Raw genomic sequence first — 16,027 nt, forward strand, 5'->3', positions numbered from 1 at the left:
CACTCACGCGCGAGGGTGGTGCTGTTGGTGTAGCTGCCGCAGGCGTTCCGTCGCGACATGGGTGTAAATCTGCGTCGTTGAAAGATCGCTGTGTCCAAGGAGCATCTGCACCACGCGTAAATCAGCGCCGTGGTTTAGTAGATGCGTCGCGAAGGCGTGACGCAAAACGTGCGGCGACAGCTTCTCGCTGTCTATACCCGCCAGTGTGGCGTAATGTTTTATACGATGCCAGAAGGTTTGTCGCGTCATCTGCTGCGCGCGCTGGCTCGGGAATAATACATCGATGGAGACGCCGTTCAACAGCCACGGACGCCCGTGCTCCAGATACGTCTCCAGCCAGTAGACCGCCTCTTCGCCGAGCGGCACCAGCCGTTCTTTATTTCCTTTACCGATGACGCGCACCACGCCCTGACGCAGGCTGATATCGCTCATCGTCAGGCCCACCAGCTCAGAAACGCGCAAGCCCGTGGCATACAATAGTTCAAGCATGGCTTTATCGCGTAACTCCAGCGGAAGGTCAACCGCGGGCGACTGTAATAATCTCTCAACTTGTGCTTCGCTGAGATCTTTTGGCAACCGCTGCGGCAGCTTGGGCGAGGCCAGCAGCGCGCTCGGGTCGTCCGCGCGGATTTTCTCGCGGTAAAGGTGCTGGAAAAGGCGGCGCATGGCGCTCAGCAGACGCGCGGAGCTGGTGGCTTTATAGCCCCCTTCCATGCGCTCGGCCAGTAACCCTTGCAGGTCATCGCTTTGCGCGCTTTCAAGCGTCAGCCCCCGATGCGCCAGCCACTCCACCAGCAGGGTAAGATCCCGCCGATAGGCGCTGAGCGTATTTTCAGCGAGGTTTTTCTCCAGCCACAGCGCGTCGAGAAACTGTTCGATGAGTGCGAGATCCTTTTCCACATCAGCCCCTTTGAGTCTGCAATCCGGCCATTATGCCTGATTGCCATCGGTTTCTGGTACACTACGCGCAAAGTCATAGCAAGAATTGAGATTGTTACGCGATGAATATTGGTCTGTTCTATGGTTCCAGCACCTGCTACACCGAAATGGCGGCGGAGAAAATTCGCGACATCATTGGCCCGGAACTGGTGACGTTGCATAACCTGAAAGATGACGCGGTCGCGCTGATGGAACAGTACGATGTGCTGATCCTTGGCATCCCCACCTGGGACTTCGGAGAGATACAGGAAGACTGGGAAGCTATCTGGGATCGGCTCGATTCCGTCAATTTTGACGGCAAAATCATCGCGATGTACGGCATGGGCGACCAGCTGGGCTACGGTGAATGGTTCCTCGACGCGCTCGGCATGCTGCATGACAAGCTGGCGCCCAAAGGCGCGACGTTTATCGGCTACTGGCCAACAGAAGGCTACGAGTTCACCAGTAAAAAGCCGATAATTGCCGACGGCCAGCTGTTTGTCGGGCTCGCGCTGGATGAGACCAACCAGTACGACCTCAGCGACGAACGCCTGCAAGCCTGGTGCGAACAGATTCTGGGCGAGATGGCCGAGCAGTTCAGCTAACGCGCTTACTCCTGCGTCGGCTGCTGCATCATCAGCCGGCGCAGATCGCGCCACTCCGCGGCATCCATACTGTCTGCCGCCAGCCACAGGTGCTGACGACGACCGCCCTCAACCCGGCGCAACCGCAGCATCATCCCGGCGTTAAGCATCCATGGTGCACCGATAATCTCCCACTCTTTTCCCTGCCAGCGCAGGCGAGAATCCATCAGCAGCTTAATTTCACCCTGGCGGGCATTAATCCGACGCTGGCTGCGCACGCTGTCAAACACCACAAACGACAGCAACAGCAACCACAAAGGGGTGTAGCTAAGCGGCCACGGCATTAATAACACCAGCGCCGCGACCAGACCGTGGAGCAGTAACGACATCCACTGTGAGCGCCACGAGACGCGAAGATCAGATTGCCACAGGACCACGTTCCCGATTCCGTGTTTGAATTAATTGCACCATCCGTTGCAACTCGGTGTCGGCGGGCTTGCCGTGATTCATAAGCCAGTTGAATAAATCCGGATCGTCAGACTCAAGCAGGCGGACAAACAGGCGCTTATCGTCATCGCTTAAGCTGTCATACTCATACTCGAAGAAGGGCATGATGGAGATATCAAGTTCACGCATGCCGCGACGGCACGCCCAGTGAATACGGGCCTTGTTGTTAATATCCATGTTCTGTTTCCTGCATTACGTTTGGCACAGTTGGTATCCCGTTCGGTATTCATTATTGCTCTTCGGGAACACCTGCTAGTGTAACGCGTTTTTGACCGTTTCTTTACTGGAATATTGGTAACCTCGTACTGGCTTCCAGAATAATCCCTCTAAAGACAGCGGATTACACTATTTTGCGTAGCGCCACGCATAACCAGGTAATGGCACGAATGGCCTGCTGAAAGCGCTTGCAATGAATACAGTCTCTTTTACCATTAGGTATTATCAAAGCGTTAAGCAATTCAGGACAACACTATGGCATTTACACCATTTTCTCCTCGCCAGCCCGCCGCCTCTGCGCGTCTGCCGCTGACGCTGATTACTCTTGATGACTGGGCACTGGCAACGCTGAGCGGTGCGGACGGTGAAAAATACCTGCAAGGCCAGGTCACGGCAGACGTGGCGCAGCTGACTGAACACCAGCACCTGCTTGCCGCACACTGCGATCCAAAAGGCAAAATGTGGAGCAACCTCCGTCTGTTCCGCCGCCAGGACGGGTTCGCCTTTATTGAGCGCCGCAGCCTGCGTGACGCTCAGCTTAAGGAGCTGAAAAAATACGCCGTCTTTTCTAAGGTCAGCATCGAGCCGGACGATGAACACGTTCTGCTGGGCGTCGCGGGCTTCCAGGCGCGCGCAGCGCTGAAAAACCTGTTTGCCGAGCTGCCGGATGCGCAAAAACAGCTGGTTAGCGAAGGGGCAACCTCCATTTTGTGGTTCGAACACCCGGCGGAGCGCTTCCTGCTGGTAACGGACGTGGCTACCGCAGAACGCATCACCGACGCCCTGCGCGGCGAAGCACAGCTCAACAACAGCCAGCAGTGGCTGGCGCTGAACATCGAAGCGGGTCTGCCGGTGATTGACGCGGCAAACAGCGCACAGTTTATTCCGCAGGCAACCAACATTCAGGCGCTGGGCGGCATCAGCTTTAAGAAAGGCTGCTACACCGGTCAGGAAATGGTGGCGCGTGCGAAATTCCGCGGAGCGAACAAACGCGCCCTGTGGACCCTGGCGGGGCACGCCAGCCGCGTGCCGGAAGCGGGCGAAGATCTCGAAATGAAAATGGGCGAAAACTGGCGCCGTACCGGCACCGTGCTAGCCGCCGTGCAGCTGGACGACGGGCGCCTGCTGGTTCAGGTTGTTATGAATAATGATATGGAGCCCGACACCGTGTTCCGCGTGCGGGATGATGCGAACACGCTCAGCATCCAGCCGCTGCCGTATTCACTGGAAGATTAAGCATTTTTGCCGGGTAGCGGCTTCGCCCTACCCGGCCTGCGGTTCTGGAATACCACCTCTCCCACCGGGAGAGGGCCGGGTTCAGGGCATCAGACCGCACCTTACTAAAAACTACACCTGCCCCACATACAGATAAATGGCCAGGAAGTGGCACACGCTGCCCCCCAGCACAAAGCCGTGCCAGATGGCATGATTGTAAGGGATGCGCTTGCAGACGTAGAAAATGACGCCCAGCGAGTAGACCACGCCGCCCACCGCCAGAAGGGTTACCCCTCCCACCGCAAGCTTAATAGCCAACTGATACACCACAATCAGCGACAGCCAGCCCATCGTCAGATAGGTGACCAGCGACAGCACCTTAAACCGGTGGGCGATGGTCAGCTTAAACAGGATCCCCAGCAGCGCCAGGCTCCAGATCACAATCATCAGGCCACGCGACAGCGGTGAGTTTAACCCCACCAGCAAAAACGGCGTGTAGGTCCCTGCAATAAGAAGATAGATAGCGCAGTGGTCAAATTTTTTGAGCCATGTCTTCGCCCGTTGATGCGGAATAGCGTGATACAGCGTCGAGGCCAGGAAAAGCAGGATCATACTCCCGCCATACAGGCTGTAGCTGGCGATCGCCATCGCGCTGGCGTTGGTGTCCGCTGCCTGTACCAGCAGCAGCACCAGGCCGACAATCCCAAAAACCAGGCCAATGCCGTGGCTAATACTGTTGGCTACTTCCTCAGCCAGTGAATATCCCTGTGCGATTAATGGTTTGCTCACCATACTTAACTCCGGGAAAACTAAAGATGATTATTCATCGCCAGTCTATGCTAACTGAGAATGATTCCAGTGAACACCTGTTAGCTAAAATAAATACGCGTTAATAATTTAACGCTATAAATCATAGACATAAAAAAATAATCCGCCGCACAGATGTATATGTTTTTATTAATATCAGCGTAATCAAGGAGATAAAACCATCTTCCCGCTTCAGGGGGCATGGTATGATTGATCAATAGTGTCCGACAGCGAGTGTAGCCATTGTGAGCATCTTCTCCCATTCCGCCATTGCCAGCCTCAATAACCTGGAAATGCTGGTCTACAACTACGTCATTAAGAACCGCGACAAGGTGATGTACATGACCATCCGTGAGCTGGCGGATGCGGCTGGCGTCTCCACCACCACCGTCCTGCGCTTCTGTCGTAAGCTCAACTGCGAAGGCTATTCGGAATTTCGGGTGCGCTTTAAGCTCTATCTGGAGCAGAACGAGCCGCAGCAGGCAAATTTTGGCGCCAGCGAAATTATCAGTTTCTTTAAAAGCGTGAATAACGAAGAGTTCGATGCCCTGCTAGATGAGGCTGTTGATATTATCTTATCATCTGAGCGAATTATCTTTGTCGGCGCGGGCACATCCGGCTCGCTGGCAAAATATGGCGCACGTTTCTTTTCTAATATCGGGAAATTCAGCAACCATATCGACGATCCTTATTTCCCGGTCACCAACGACATGGCTAAAAATGCGCTGGCGATTGTGCTCTCCGTCTCCGGCGAAACCGAGGAGATCCTGCGCTTTGCCAGCCAGTTCAGCCTTCACCGCTGCAAGGTGCTCTCCATTACCAGCCACGAACATTCCCGTCTCGCGAAGCTGGCAGACTTTAATCTCTCCTGGCACGTGCCGCAAACGCGAATTGGCGGCGTCTACGATATCACCACGCAAATTCCCGTCATCTATATTCTGGAATCATTAGGGCGGAAACTGGCGAAGAAATTAACGGAATAAAACACCCTGTTTTTTTGATGTGACAAATTACAATTTGCGCGAATTGTTATATCGTGACATTTAATTCCGCTTTGCTAGACTCGAAATCAATAAGTCCTTAATTGAGAATAGCAAAAATGAAAAAACTGACCTTACCAAAAGATTTTTTATGGGGCGGCGCGGTGGCGGCGCACCAGGTTGAAGGCGGCTGGAATAAAGGCGGCAAAGGGCCAAGCATCTGCGACGTGCTCACCGGCGGGGCCCACGGCGTCCCGCGTGAAATCACTCAGGACGTGATTGAAGGCAAATATTACCCGAACCACGAGGCCGTGGACTTTTACGGCCATTACAAAGAAGACATTAAGCTGTTTGCCGAGATGGGCTTCAAATGCTTCCGTACCTCCATTGCCTGGACGCGCATCTTCCCGAAAGGAGATGAAGCTCAGCCAAACGAAGAGGGGCTGAAGTTTTACGACGACATGTTCGATGAACTGCTGAAGTACAACATCGAGCCGGTGATCACCCTCTCCCATTTTGAAATGCCGCTGCATCTCGTTCAGGAATACGGCGGATGGACCAACCGTAAGGTGGTCGATTTCTTCGTGCGCTTCTCGGAAGTGGTGTTTGAGCGCTACAAAAATAAGGTCAAATACTGGATGACCTTCAACGAAATCAATAACCAGCGCAACTGGCGCGCGCCGCTGTTCGGCTACTGCTGCTCCGGCGTGGTGTATACCGAACACGACAACCCCGAAGAGACCATGTACCAGGTGCTGCACCACCAGTTCGTGGCCAGCGCGCTGGCGGTGAAGGCCGCACGCCGCATCAACCCGGAGATGAAGGTTGGCTGCATGCTGGCGATGGTGGCGCTCTATCCTTACTCCTGCAAGCCAGAAGACGTCATGTTTGCTCAGGAATCCATGCGCGAGCGCTACGTCTTTACCGACGTGCAGCTGCGCGGCTACTACCCGTCTTACGTGCTGAACGAGTGGGAGCGCCGTGGGTTCTCCATCAAAATGGAAGCGGGGGATGAACAGATCCTGCGTGAAGGCACCTGCGACTACTTAGGTTTCAGCTACTACATGACCAACGCGGTGAAAGCGGAAGGCGGCACCGGTGACGCCATTTCCGGCTTCGAAGGCAGCGTGCCGAATCCGCACGTGAAGGCATCCGACTGGGGCTGGCAGATTGACCCGGTGGGCCTGCGCTATTCGCTGTGCGAACTGTACGAGCGTTACCAGAAGCCGCTGTTTATCGTCGAAAATGGTTTCGGTGCCTACGACAACGTGGAAGAGGACGGCAGCATCAACGATGACTACCGCATCGACTACCTGCGCGCCCACGTGGAAGAGATGATGAAGGCCGTGACCTGGGACGGCGTGGATCTGATGGGCTATACCCCGTGGGGCTGCATTGACTGCGTCTCCTTCACCACCGGCCAGTACAGCAAGCGCTACGGCTTTATCTACGTGAACAAGCACGACGACGGCACCGGCGACATGTCCCGCTCCCGTAAGAAAAGCTTTGAGTGGTACAAAACCGTGATTGCCAGCAACGGCGAAACGCTGTAACGGCTCGCCCTCTCTGCCAGCGGAGAGGGCAAACCGCTTATCATCCAGACACTTCTTTACAGCTTTAGCGTTGCCAAAATATGTTCGCCCGATAATATAGGCGTCCTGAATATTAGAGGCGAACATGATCAAGCGACAACGCAACGCTATCCTGCTGGTAGCCCTGGCCTGTCTGGTAGTGCTGATATGCACCGCCCAGCGGATGGCCGGGATGCACGCGCTCGTCATGAATGTCACCGCCTCAGCTCAGACTGTTCAGCAGGGCCAGGAGAGCGTCGACGCGCCGGTTACGCCGTGTGAGCTCAGCGCCAAGTCGCTGATGGCGGTCCCGCCAATCTTGTTTGAAGGTGCCCTGTTTGCCGTTACCCTGCTGCTGGCGTTGCTGGCAGCGAACCCGCCGCGCCGCGAGCGGCTGTGGCCTCCCCGCGTTATTTCCCCGCCCCGATTACGGGTGCATCTGCGATTATGCGTCTTCCGTGAGTGAGGATCGGCCTGTCATTTCAGGTTAATTCATCATTTACGGAGATAATTTATGTTTACTGTATTCAGGCGACTGCTGGTCTGCCTGCTCTGGCTATGGCTGCCCCTCAGCCAGGCCGCCGACAGCGGCTGGCTGCGCGCCGCCGATAATCAGCACGCCAGCGTCAGGCTGCGTGCGCAATCCGAAAGCGCTGGCGAAACCCGCCTGCTGCTGGACGTCGCCCTGCAAAAAGGCTGGAAGACCTACTGGCGCTCGCCGGGAGAAGGCGGCGTCGCACCCGCGATCGCCTGGCATCAGCCTGTGGACGCAGCCTGGCGCTGGCCCACCCCGCAGCGTTTCGACGTAGCGGGTATAACCACGCAGGGCTATCACGGCGACGTGAGCTTTCCCATCACCCTGCGCGGCGAGATCCCCCAAACCTTAAGCGGCGTGCTGACGCTATCTACCTGTAGCAATGTCTGCATTCTGACTGACTACCCGTTTTCGCTGGACATGACCGCGCCCGCAGGAGCCGGTTTTGATTACGACTTCAGCCGGGCAATGGGCACCCTTCCGCTCAGCGGCGGGTTGACCTCAGCGCTCAGCGCCAGCTACGCCCCCGGCAAACTGACCGTAACGGCACAACGTGACGCAGGCTGGCAGGAGCCGTCGCTGTTTATCGACGGCATGGACGATGTGGATTTCGGCAAGCCGACCCTCACCGTGCGCGGTCATTCGCTGGTGGCCACCGTGCCCGTGACGGATAGCTGGGGCGAGGACGCGCCCAACCTCAGCGGTAAAACCCTGTCGCTGGTTCTCGCCGATAGCGGGCAGGCGCAGGAGTCCAGCCTGAGCATTCAGCCGGGCAACGCCGCGCCGGCGTTCTCGCTGGGCTGGGTGCTGCTGATGGCGCTGGCCGGCGGTCTGATCCTCAACGTCATGCCCTGCGTATTGCCCGTGCTGGCCATGAAGCTGGGCACGCTGATGCAAACCGAGCAGCGGGCCCGCGTTCAGGTGCGCCGCCAGTTTCTTGCCTCAGTCGCCGGGATCGTTATCTCGTTCCTCGCGCTGGCGCTGATGATGACGGTATTACGGCTGGGCAATCAGGCGCTTGGCTGGGGGATCCAGTTCCAGAACCCGTGGTTTATTGCCGCAATGGCGCTGGTGATGGTGCTGTTCAGCGCCAGCCTGCTGGGATTATTTGAAATTCGTCTCCCTTCCGGCACCAGCACGTTCCTCGCCACGCGCGGCGGGAACGGTCTGGCAGGCCATTTCTGGCAAGGCGCGTTCGCTACGCTGCTGGCGACGCCCTGCACCGCGCCGTTCCTCGGCACTGCGGTATCGGTCGCGCTGGCGGCGCCGCTTCCCCTGCTGTGGGGGATCTTCCTGGCAATGGGGATCGGCATGAGCCTGCCGTGGCTGCTGGTTGCCGCCTGGCCGGGGCTGGCCCGGAAGCTGCCGCGACCGGGACGCTGGATGAACGTCGTGCGAGTGGCGCTCGGCCTGATGATGCTTGGCTCATCGCTGTGGCTGCTGAGCCTGCTGACGGTGCACATTGGCACCGTGCCCGTTATCACGCTGGGGGTACTCCTGATCCTCGCTCTGCTGCTGGTCACCGCCTGGCGCTACCGCTGGCAAACGGCCCTGCGCGCCGGGGCATTCGCCATCGCGGTGGCTGGAGCGGTCGCGTTTGTTTCCGGCTCCGGCAGCGAGGGTTCCCGCCGCGATCGTATTAACTGGCAGCCGCTCAGCGAGCAGGCCATAGCCCGCGCGCTGGCGGAGAATAAGCGGGTATTTATTGACGTCACCGCCGACTGGTGCGTGACCTGTAAAGCCAATAAATACAACGTGCTGCTGCGCGACGACGTGCAGGATGCGCTATCCGCCCCGGACGTTGTCGCCCTGCGCGGCGACTGGAGCCGCCCCTCCGACACCATCAGCCAGTTCTTAACCACGCGCGGCAGCGCCGCCGTGCCGTTTAATCAGATTTACGGACCAGGGCTGCCGCAGGGCCACGTGCTGCCTCCGCTGTTAAGCCGCGAAGCGGTGCTTACCACCCTGTCCGATGCGAAAGGAAAATAACATGCGCACATTTATCGCCTTACTGCTGCTCTCTTTATCGACGTTCAGTTTTGCCGCGCCGACTGAGGGTTCTTCCGATGACCAGCTGGCGGCGCTGCTGTTCAGCGATCCGGCCAGCCCGCGAACGGGTGCAACATCGCCGAAGCTCACCATCGTCTCCTTCACGGACTACAACTGCCCTTACTGCAAGCAGTTCGACCCGATGCTGGAGAAAATCGTGCACGAGAATCCCGACGTGCAGCTCATCATCAAACTGCTGCCGTTCAAGGGGCAAAGCTCGGTGAATGCCGCTAAAGCGGCGCTTTCGACGTGGCAGCAGGCGCCGGATAAATTCTGGGCGCTGCACCAGCGGCTGATGATGAAAAAAGGTTACCACGATGACGCCAGCATCGCCGCCGCGCGGGCTAAAACCGGAACGGACGGCATTAAAACGGATGATAAAACCATGGACAGCTTAAAGATGAACCTGATCCTGTCTCAGGTGCTGAATATTCAGGGCACCCCGGCAACCATCATCGGTGACCAGATGGTCGCGGGCGCCATTCCTTATGACGATCTGGAGGGGCTGGTCAAAGAACAGCTGGCAAAAGCCCGTGGCGGGTAAATTCCCGCGCCTGGTGCGCGAGCTGGCGATGTGGTTGCTGATTGGCGTAGCCGTGAGCCTGGCGGTGGACTATTTCCGCCAGCCCGCGCTGCCGCAGAATTTCGCGTCAACCACGCTGCAAACCCTCGACGGTCAGCCTGTCGATCTTAACGCCATGAGCGAAGAGCGCCCGCTGCTGGTTTACGTCTGGGCGACGTGGTGCGGCGTCTGCCGCTACACCACGCCGTCGGTAGCGGCGCTTGCCGCAGACGGGGGCAACGTGATGTCGGTTGCACTGCGCTCGGGCGATAACGCTACGCTCGAACGGTGGCTGAGGAAGAAGAAGCTGGCGATGCCCACGGTTAACGACGCCAGCGGGGAACTGGCGCGCCAGTGGGACGTTCAGGTAACGCCCACGCTGGTGACGATCTCTCACGGGGAGGTGACGTCGATCACCACCGGCTGGACCAGCGGCTGGGGAATGCGCCTGCGGCTGTGGCTGGCGTCGTAGCCTTATTTGCCGCCAGCCAGCTCGAGGAAGCTGCCGGTGACATAGGAGGCGCTGTCGCTCAGCAGCCAGACGATGGCCTGGGCGACCTCCTCCGGCTGACCGCCGCGCTGCATGGGCAGCAGTGACTTCACCCGATCCACACGCCCCGGCTCGCCGCCGGAGGCGTGAATATCGGTGTAAATCAGGCCAGGCCGCACGCAGTTAACGCGAATGCCCTGCGCCGCCACCTCCAGCGCCAGGCCGGTCGTCAGGGAGTCTACCGCCCCCTTGGAGGCGGCATAATCCACATATTCACCCGGCGCGCCCAGCCTGGACGCCGCCGACGAGACGTTCACAATCGCCCCTCCCTGGCCGCCGTGCTTATGCGACATGCGCTTTACCGCCTCGCGACAGCAGAGAAAATAGCCGGTGACGTTAGTGGCCAGCACGCGGTTAATACGTTCAGCGGTGAGGTTTTCAACGGTGGACTGTTCAAACAAAATCCCGGCGTTATTCACCAGCGCGGCAAGCGGCTCACCTTCGCGGTCGATGCTGTCGAACATCGCCATCACCTGCGCTTCGTCGCTGATGTCCGCGCGCACGGAAAAGGCCTTTCCGCCCGCCTCCACGATGTGATTAATCACCTCATTCGCGGCCCTGATGTTGTGGTGAAAATTCACCGCGACGGTGTAGCCTTCGCGCGCCAGCTGTAGCGCGGTGGCTTTACCAATGCCCCGGCTGGCGCCGGTGACCAGTGCAATTGCCATTCTCTTCTCCCAATAAAAAAGCCGGGCGGCGGCATCGCCTTGCCCGGCCTGGAGTACTACACCATTCCGGTTACTGGTATTCGCTCATCGGCACGCAGGAGCAGAACAGGTTACGGTCGCCGTACACGTCATCAAGACGCTTCACGGTCGGCCAGTATTTGTTTGCCACGCCCGCCGGGAAGACGGCCAGCTCGCGGGTATAGCCGTGGCTCCACTCTGCCACCAGTTCGTTCTGGGTATGCGGCGCGTTAACCAGCGGGTTATCTTCCAGCGTCCACTCCCCGCCCTTCACGCGGTCGATTTCGCTGCGGATCGCCAGCATCGCGTCGATGAAGCGGTCCAGCTCCACCTTGCTTTCAGACTCGGTCGGCTCAACCATCAGCGTACCCGCAACCGGGAAGGACATGGTTGGCGCGTGGAAGCCGTAGTCGATGAGACGCTTGGCAATATCCAGCTCGCTGATGCCCGTCTCTTCTTTCAGAGGACGAATATCAAGGATGCATTCGTGCGCCACGCGACCGTCGCGGCCGGTGTAGAGCACCGGATAAGCGTCCTTCAGACGCGTTGCGATGTAGTTGGCGTTGAGGATCGCCACCTGGCTGGCCTGCTTCAGCCCTTCCGCGCCCATCATGCGGATGTACATCCAGCTGATTGGCAGAATAGAGGCGCTGCCGAACGGTGCCGCAGAGACCGCGCCCTGACGAGTCAGCATGCCTTCGATCTGCACCACGCTGTGGCCCGGCACAAACGGAGCCAGGTGCGCTTTCACGCCGATTGGCCCCATACCCGGGCCGCCGCCGCCGTGCGGAATACAGAACGTTTTATGCAGGTTCAGGTGCGACACGTCCGCGCCGATAAAGCCCGGCGAGGTGATGCCCACCTGGGCGTTCATGTTCGCGCCGTCGAGGTAAACCTGTCCGCCGAACTGATGCACTACTTCGCACACTTCACGGATGGTCTCTTCGTATACACCGTGGGTGGACGGATAGGTGACCATGATGCAGGAGAGCTTCTCACCCGCCTGCTCCGCTTTCGCGCGCAGGTCGGCGAGATCGATGTTGCCGTTTTTATCGCAGGCCACGACCACCACTTCCATTCCCGCCATCTGCGCAGATGCCGGGTTGGTGCCGTGGGCGGAGCTTGGGATCAGGCAGATATCGCGGTGGCCTTCGTTGCGGCTTTCGTGATAGTGACGGATCGCCAGCAGGCCCGCATATTCACCCTGCGCGCCGGAGTTCGGCTGCATGCAGAGGGCGTCGTAACCGGTCAGCTTCACCAGCCAGTCGGACAGCTGGTTGATCATCATGTGATAACCTTCCGCCTGCTCGGCCGGGCAGAACGGGTGCAGCTCGGAGAATTCAGGCCAGGTAATGGGGATCATCTCCGCCGCGGCGTTCAGCTTCATTGTGCAGGATCCCAGCGGGATCATCGCCTGGTTCAGCGCCAGATCCTTGCGCTCCAGAGAGTGCATATAGCGCATCATCTCGGTTTCGCTGTGGTAGCGGTTGAACACCGGGTGGGTCAGGATCTCGTCAACACGCAGCATGCTCTCCTGAATGGAGCGGCTGTCGAGCGCCACCTCTTTGTCCAGCGCGTCAACGTCCAGACCGTGCGCATCACCCAGCAGTACGTCAAACAGCGTCGCGATATCGTCGCGAGTCGTGGATTCATCAAGGGTGATCCCCACCGCATGATGGATGTCGCTGCGCAGGTTGATTCGCGCTGCATCAGCGCGCCCCAGCACGGCCGCCTTGTCCGCCACGTCAACGCACAGGGTGTCGAAGTAGTGCTCATGACGCAGCTTAAGGCCTTTCTGCTTCAGGCCGCAGGCCAGAATATCGGCCAGACGGTGGATGCGGCCGGCAATGCGTTTCAGCCCGGCCGGACCGTGGAACACCGCGTACAGGCTGGCGATGTTTGCCAGCAGCACCTGCGAGGTACAGATATTGGAGTTCGCTTTCTCGCGGCGGATATGCTGCTCGCGGGTCTGCATCGCCATGCGCAGCGCGGTGTTGCCGGCGGCATCTTTCGATACGCCGATAATGCGCCCCGGCATGGAGCGTTTAAATTCATCTTTTGCGCCAAAGAAGGCCGCGTGCGGGCCGCCGTATCCCATCGGCACGCCGAAGCGCTGCGCAGAGCCGAAAACAATATCCGCCCCCTGCTTGCCCGGTGCCGTCAGCAGCACCAGCGCCATAAAGTCAGCGGCGACGCTCACAATCACCTTGCGGGTTTTCAGCTCGGCAATCAGCGCGCTGTAGTCATGCACTTCACCGGTCGTGCCCACCTGCTGTAACAGCACGCCGAAGACGTCCTGGTGATCCAGCACTTTGTCAGCGTCGTCGACGATCACGTCAAAACCGAAGGTTTCCGCACGGGTACGCACCACGTCCAGCGTTTGCGGATGCACGTCCGCCGCCACGAAGAAGCGGTTGGCGTTTTTCAGCTTGCTCACGCGCTTCGCCATCGCCATCGCTTCGGCGGCGGCGGTCGCTTCATCCAGCAGAGAGGCAGAGGCGATATCCATACCGGTCAGATCCAGCGTCACCTGCTGGAAGTTCAGCAGCGCCTCCAGGCGGCCCTGGGACACTTCTGGCTGATACGGGGTATAAGCGGTGTACCAGCCCGGATTTTCCAGCATGTTACGCAGGATCACCGGCGGTAACTGCACGTTGGTGTAGCCCATGCCAATGTAAGACTTATAGCGCTTGTTGAGGCCGGCAATGGCCTTCAGCTCCGCCAGCGCGGCGAACTCCGTGGTGGACTCGCCCACCTGCGGCGGCGTGGCAAGCTGGATGTCTTTTGGCACGATCTGGCCGATCAGTGCGTTTAATGAATCCGCGCCAACTGTCTTCAGCATCTCCTGCTGTTGCTGAGCATCCGGCCCAATGTGACGTTCAATGAAGGCGCCACGGTTTTCAAGCTGGCTTAAAGTCTGTGTCATGAGCGATGGTTCCTGAAACGTGCAGTGAATTTAAGTTCCCTCTCCCTTTGGGAGAGGGTTAGGGTGAGAGGAAGATGGGCACCCTCACCCCTGCCCTCTCCCAAAGGGAGAGGGATAATGGCTTACTCGTCTTCTAACAGGGCTTCGTACGCGGTCGCATCCAGCAGCGCGGCAACCTGCGCTTCGTCGCTGGCTTTGATCTTAAAGATCCAGCCGCCTTCATACGGCTCGCTGTTCACCAGCTCCGGGGAGTCGCTCAGCGCGTCGTTTACGGCAACAATTTCACCGCTGACGGGAGCATAGATGTCAGAGGCCGCTTTAACGGACTCAGCCACCGCGCAGTCGTCGCCTGCGCTCACGGTTGCGCCCACTTCCGGCAGGTCAACAAACACCATATCGCCCAGCAGCTCCTGCGCGTGCTCGGTGATCCCAACGGTGTAGATGCCGTCCGCCTCTTTGCGCAGCCACTCGTGTTCTTTGCTGTATTTCAGTTCTGCTGGCACATTGCTCATTGAAGTTCTCCTGATAAAAATAGTTAGGCGACCGGCTTACCGGCGCGAACAAAAATCGGTTTGGTCACGTTGACCGGCATTTCACGGTTGCGGATCTGCACCACAGCCGTTTCACCAATACCCGCCGGCACGCGTGCCAGGGCAATACTGTAGCCGAGCGTCGGGGAGAAGGTTCCGCTGGTGATCGTGCCTTCGCGATGGTTACCGTCGGCATCGGTGAAGCGCACCGGCAGTTCGCCGCGCAGCACGCCTTTTTCCTTCATCACCAGGCCAACCAGCTGTTCAGTGCCCTTTTCACGCTGCATCTCCAGCGCTTCCCGGCCAATAAAGTCACGGTCAGCCGGCTCCCACGCGATGGTCCAGCCCATGTTGGCCGCCAGCGGAGAGACGCCCTCGTCCATCTCCTGACCGTAGAGGTTCATACCCGCTTCCAGACGCAGCGTATCGCGCGCCCCCAGGCCCGCAGGCTTCACGCCCGCCTCCACCAGCGCGCGCCAGAAATCAGCGGCTTTTTCATTTGGCATGGCAATTTCATAGCCCGCTTCACCGGTGTAGCCGGTGGTGGCAATAAACAGATCGCCCGCCTGCACGCCGAAGAACGGCTTCATGCCTTCGGTGGCCTTACGCTGCTCGTCGTTAAACAGGGAGGCGGCTTTCGCCTGGGCGTTCGGGCCCTGCACGGCAATCAGCGACAGGTCATCACGTACGGTGATGTCGATGGCGTAAGGTTCAGCGTGTTGGGCGATCCAGGAGAGGTCTTTTTCGCGGGTGGCGGAGTTGACAACGAGGCGGAAGAAATCTTCTGTGAAGTAATAGACGATGAGGTCATCAATCACGCCGCCCGAGGCATTGAGCATGCCGGTATAAAGCGCTTTGCCCGGCGTCTTCAGTTTGGCGACGTCGTTTGCCAGCAGATAACGCAAAAACTCCCGGGTGCGGCTTCCGCGCAGGTCGACAATCGTCATGTGGGACACGTCGAACATACCGGCATCGGTGCGCACCGCGTGATGCTCATCAATTTGCGAGCCGTAGTGCAGCGGCATCATCCAGCCGTGGAAGTCCACCATGCGGGCGCCGCATAACACGTGCTGTTCGTACAAAGGAGTCTGTTGAGCCATCTTTTCCTCGTTGAAAAATTCACCGTGAAACCCGGTGTCGGCCTCGCCATCCGGAGCCGACGCAAACGTTCTCTTTTACCTGAACTTACCACCGAAACCGGCGGTTAACCATAAGGTAAAGCGGGTCATCACATTAGCTTATGACCAAAAAACGCAGGAAAGCCTACAGAGTTATCGACTGGCAAAATGCGACTAAACCCGCATAAAATTAACATTCTTCTTACAGGATTTAGCAGATGGTGATATTTCGTGCGGAAAAACGGCCAGAATTTCCGTAACATAAAAATAGTA

At 58.4% G+C, this 16,027-nt stretch carries 16 protein-coding genes; 8 read left to right on the forward strand and 8 right to left on the reverse strand.

The genetic code is table 11. The features are described 5' to 3' along the window. Window positions 1-3: 3 nt before the first annotated feature. Window positions 4-900, reverse strand: a complete 897-nt coding sequence (gene xerD / locus OWK27_RS14780; RefSeq protein WP_003863442.1) for a site-specific tyrosine recombinase XerD — start codon at window positions 898-900, stop codon at window positions 4-6. Between the two features lie 101 nt (window positions 901-1,001). Between xerD and fldB the strand changes: the two genes are divergently transcribed. Further along, window positions 1,002-1,523 (forward strand): flavodoxin FldB, encoded by a 522-nt coding sequence (gene fldB, locus OWK27_RS14785; RefSeq protein ID WP_148418555.1) that lies wholly within the window; start codon window positions 1,002-1,004, stop codon window positions 1,521-1,523. A gap of 5 nt (window positions 1,524-1,528) precedes the next feature. Here fldB and OWK27_RS14790 read toward each other — a convergent pair whose 3' ends face one another. Both OWK27_RS14790 and sdhE read right to left on the reverse strand, forming a co-directional pair. Next, window positions 1,529-1,939: a protein YgfX gene (locus OWK27_RS14790; protein WP_148418554.1), complete on the reverse strand. Its 411-nt coding sequence runs from the start codon at window positions 1,937-1,939 to the stop codon at window positions 1,529-1,531. Continuing rightward, entirely contained in the window at window positions 1,920-2,186 is a 267-nt protein-coding gene (gene sdhE / locus OWK27_RS14795; RefSeq protein WP_010435322.1) for an FAD assembly factor SdhE, read from the reverse strand. Before sdhE ends, OWK27_RS14790 begins: the two co-directional genes overlap by 20 nt. Before the next feature lie 294 nt (window positions 2,187-2,480). Between sdhE and ygfZ the strand changes: the two genes are divergently transcribed. Beyond that, complete coding sequence (ygfZ, locus tag OWK27_RS14800) at window positions 2,481-3,461, forward strand: tRNA-modifying protein YgfZ (RefSeq protein ID WP_148418553.1); 981 nt, start codon at window positions 2,481-2,483, stop codon at window positions 3,459-3,461. A gap of 111 nt (window positions 3,462-3,572) precedes the next feature. Here ygfZ and trhA read toward each other — a convergent pair whose 3' ends face one another. After that, window positions 3,573-4,232: a PAQR family membrane homeostasis protein TrhA gene (gene trhA, locus OWK27_RS14805; RefSeq protein ID WP_148418552.1), complete on the reverse strand. Its 660-nt coding sequence runs from the start codon at window positions 4,230-4,232 to the stop codon at window positions 3,573-3,575. 266 nt (window positions 4,233-4,498) lie between these two features. Here trhA and OWK27_RS14810 point away from each other — a divergent pair, with 266 nt between their 5' ends. From OWK27_RS14810 to OWK27_RS14835, 6 genes are all read left to right on the forward strand, one after another. After that, window positions 4,499-5,230 carry a MurR/RpiR family transcriptional regulator gene (locus tag OWK27_RS14810; RefSeq protein ID WP_148418661.1) on the forward strand — a complete coding sequence of 244 codons (732 nt, stop codon included), beginning with the start codon at window positions 4,499-4,501 and terminating at the stop codon, window positions 5,228-5,230. A gap of 116 nt (window positions 5,231-5,346) precedes the next feature. Beyond that, the gene (bglA, locus tag OWK27_RS14815; protein WP_176609540.1) at window positions 5,347-6,780 is read left to right on the forward strand and encodes a 6-phospho-beta-glucosidase BglA; all 1,434 of its coding nucleotides are present in this window, start codon (window positions 5,347-5,349) and stop codon (window positions 6,778-6,780) included. A gap of 124 nt (window positions 6,781-6,904) precedes the next feature. Beyond that, entirely contained in the window at window positions 6,905-7,264 is a 360-nt protein-coding gene (locus OWK27_RS14820) for a copper resistance protein (RefSeq protein ID WP_176609539.1), read from the forward strand. Window positions 7,265-7,312: 48 nt separating this feature from the next. After that, window positions 7,313-9,322 (forward strand): protein-disulfide reductase DsbD family protein, encoded by a 2,010-nt coding sequence (locus tag OWK27_RS14825; RefSeq protein WP_252004214.1) that lies wholly within the window; start codon window positions 7,313-7,315, stop codon window positions 9,320-9,322. 1 nt (window position 9,323) lies between these two features. Further along, a complete protein-coding gene (locus tag OWK27_RS14830; protein WP_148418548.1) occupies window positions 9,324-9,926 on the forward strand; it encodes a DsbA family protein in 603 nt (200 codons plus the stop codon). Window positions 9,927-9,954: 28 nt separating this feature from the next. After that, window positions 9,955-10,416: a protein disulfide oxidoreductase gene (locus OWK27_RS14835; RefSeq protein WP_420712971.1), complete on the forward strand. Its 462-nt coding sequence runs from the start codon at window positions 9,955-9,957 to the stop codon at window positions 10,414-10,416. 2 nt (window positions 10,417-10,418) lie between these two features. Here OWK27_RS14835 and OWK27_RS14840 read toward each other — a convergent pair whose 3' ends face one another. The 4 genes from OWK27_RS14840 to gcvT all read right to left on the reverse strand — a co-directional run bounded on the left by OWK27_RS14840 (window position 10,419) and on the right by gcvT (window position 15,736). Then, complete coding sequence (locus OWK27_RS14840) at window positions 10,419-11,162, reverse strand: SDR family oxidoreductase (RefSeq protein WP_252004213.1); 744 nt, start codon at window positions 11,160-11,162, stop codon at window positions 10,419-10,421. Between the two features lie 70 nt (window positions 11,163-11,232). Further along, entirely contained in the window at window positions 11,233-14,106 is a 2,874-nt protein-coding gene (gene gcvP, locus OWK27_RS14845; protein ID WP_267590665.1) for an aminomethyl-transferring glycine dehydrogenase, read from the reverse strand. A 122-nt stretch (window positions 14,107-14,228) separates the two neighbouring features. Further along, a complete protein-coding gene (gene gcvH / locus OWK27_RS14850) occupies window positions 14,229-14,618 on the reverse strand; it encodes a glycine cleavage system protein GcvH (protein ID WP_252004209.1) in 390 nt (129 codons plus the stop codon). Between the two features lie 23 nt (window positions 14,619-14,641). After that, window positions 14,642-15,736 carry a glycine cleavage system aminomethyltransferase GcvT gene (gene gcvT / locus OWK27_RS14855; protein ID WP_176609535.1) on the reverse strand — a complete coding sequence of 365 codons (1,095 nt, stop codon included), beginning with the start codon at window positions 15,734-15,736 and terminating at the stop codon, window positions 14,642-14,644. Window positions 15,737-16,027 lie beyond the last annotated feature (291 nt).

Origin of the sequence: Enterobacter cloacae complex sp. 2022EL-00788, from assembly GCF_026627565.1 — a bacterium.
GTDB classification, from domain to species: domain Bacteria; phylum Pseudomonadota; class Gammaproteobacteria; order Enterobacterales; family Enterobacteriaceae; genus Enterobacter; species Enterobacter pasteurii.

What these genes read in the sequence shown, in the direction of transcription:
- fldB (WP_148418555.1), top strand. Translation starts at nt 1,002, where the DNA reads ATGAATATTGGTCTGTTCTATGGTTCCAGCACCTGCTACACCGAAATG.
- sdhE (WP_010435322.1), bottom strand. Translation starts at nt 2,186, where the DNA reads ATGGATATTAACAACAAGGCCCGTATTCACTGGGCGTGCCGTCGCGGC.
- ygfZ (WP_148418553.1), top strand. Translation starts at nt 2,481, where the DNA reads ATGGCATTTACACCATTTTCTCCTCGCCAGCCCGCCGCCTCTGCGCGT.
- trhA (WP_148418552.1), bottom strand. Translation starts at nt 4,232, where the DNA reads ATGGTGAGCAAACCATTAATCGCACAGGGATATTCACTGGCTGAGGAA.
- bglA (WP_176609540.1), top strand. Translation starts at nt 5,347, where the DNA reads ATGAAAAAACTGACCTTACCAAAAGATTTTTTATGGGGCGGCGCGGTG.
- OWK27_RS14820 (WP_176609539.1), top strand. Translation starts at nt 6,905, where the DNA reads ATGATCAAGCGACAACGCAACGCTATCCTGCTGGTAGCCCTGGCCTGT.
- OWK27_RS14825 (WP_252004214.1), top strand. Translation starts at nt 7,313, where the DNA reads ATGTTTACTGTATTCAGGCGACTGCTGGTCTGCCTGCTCTGGCTATGG.
- OWK27_RS14830 (WP_148418548.1), top strand. Translation starts at nt 9,324, where the DNA reads ATGCGCACATTTATCGCCTTACTGCTGCTCTCTTTATCGACGTTCAGT.
- OWK27_RS14835 (WP_420712971.1), top strand. Translation starts at nt 9,955, where the DNA reads ATGTGGTTGCTGATTGGCGTAGCCGTGAGCCTGGCGGTGGACTATTTC.
- OWK27_RS14840 (WP_252004213.1), bottom strand. Translation starts at nt 11,162, where the DNA reads ATGGCAATTGCACTGGTCACCGGCGCCAGCCGGGGCATTGGTAAAGCC.
- gcvP (WP_267590665.1), bottom strand. Translation starts at nt 14,106, where the DNA reads ATGACACAGACTTTAAGCCAGCTTGAAAACCGTGGCGCCTTCATTGAA.
- gcvH (WP_252004209.1), bottom strand. Translation starts at nt 14,618, where the DNA reads ATGAGCAATGTGCCAGCAGAACTGAAATACAGCAAAGAACACGAGTGG.
- gcvT (WP_176609535.1), bottom strand. Translation starts at nt 15,736, where the DNA reads ATGGCTCAACAGACTCCTTTGTACGAACAGCACGTGTTATGCGGCGCC.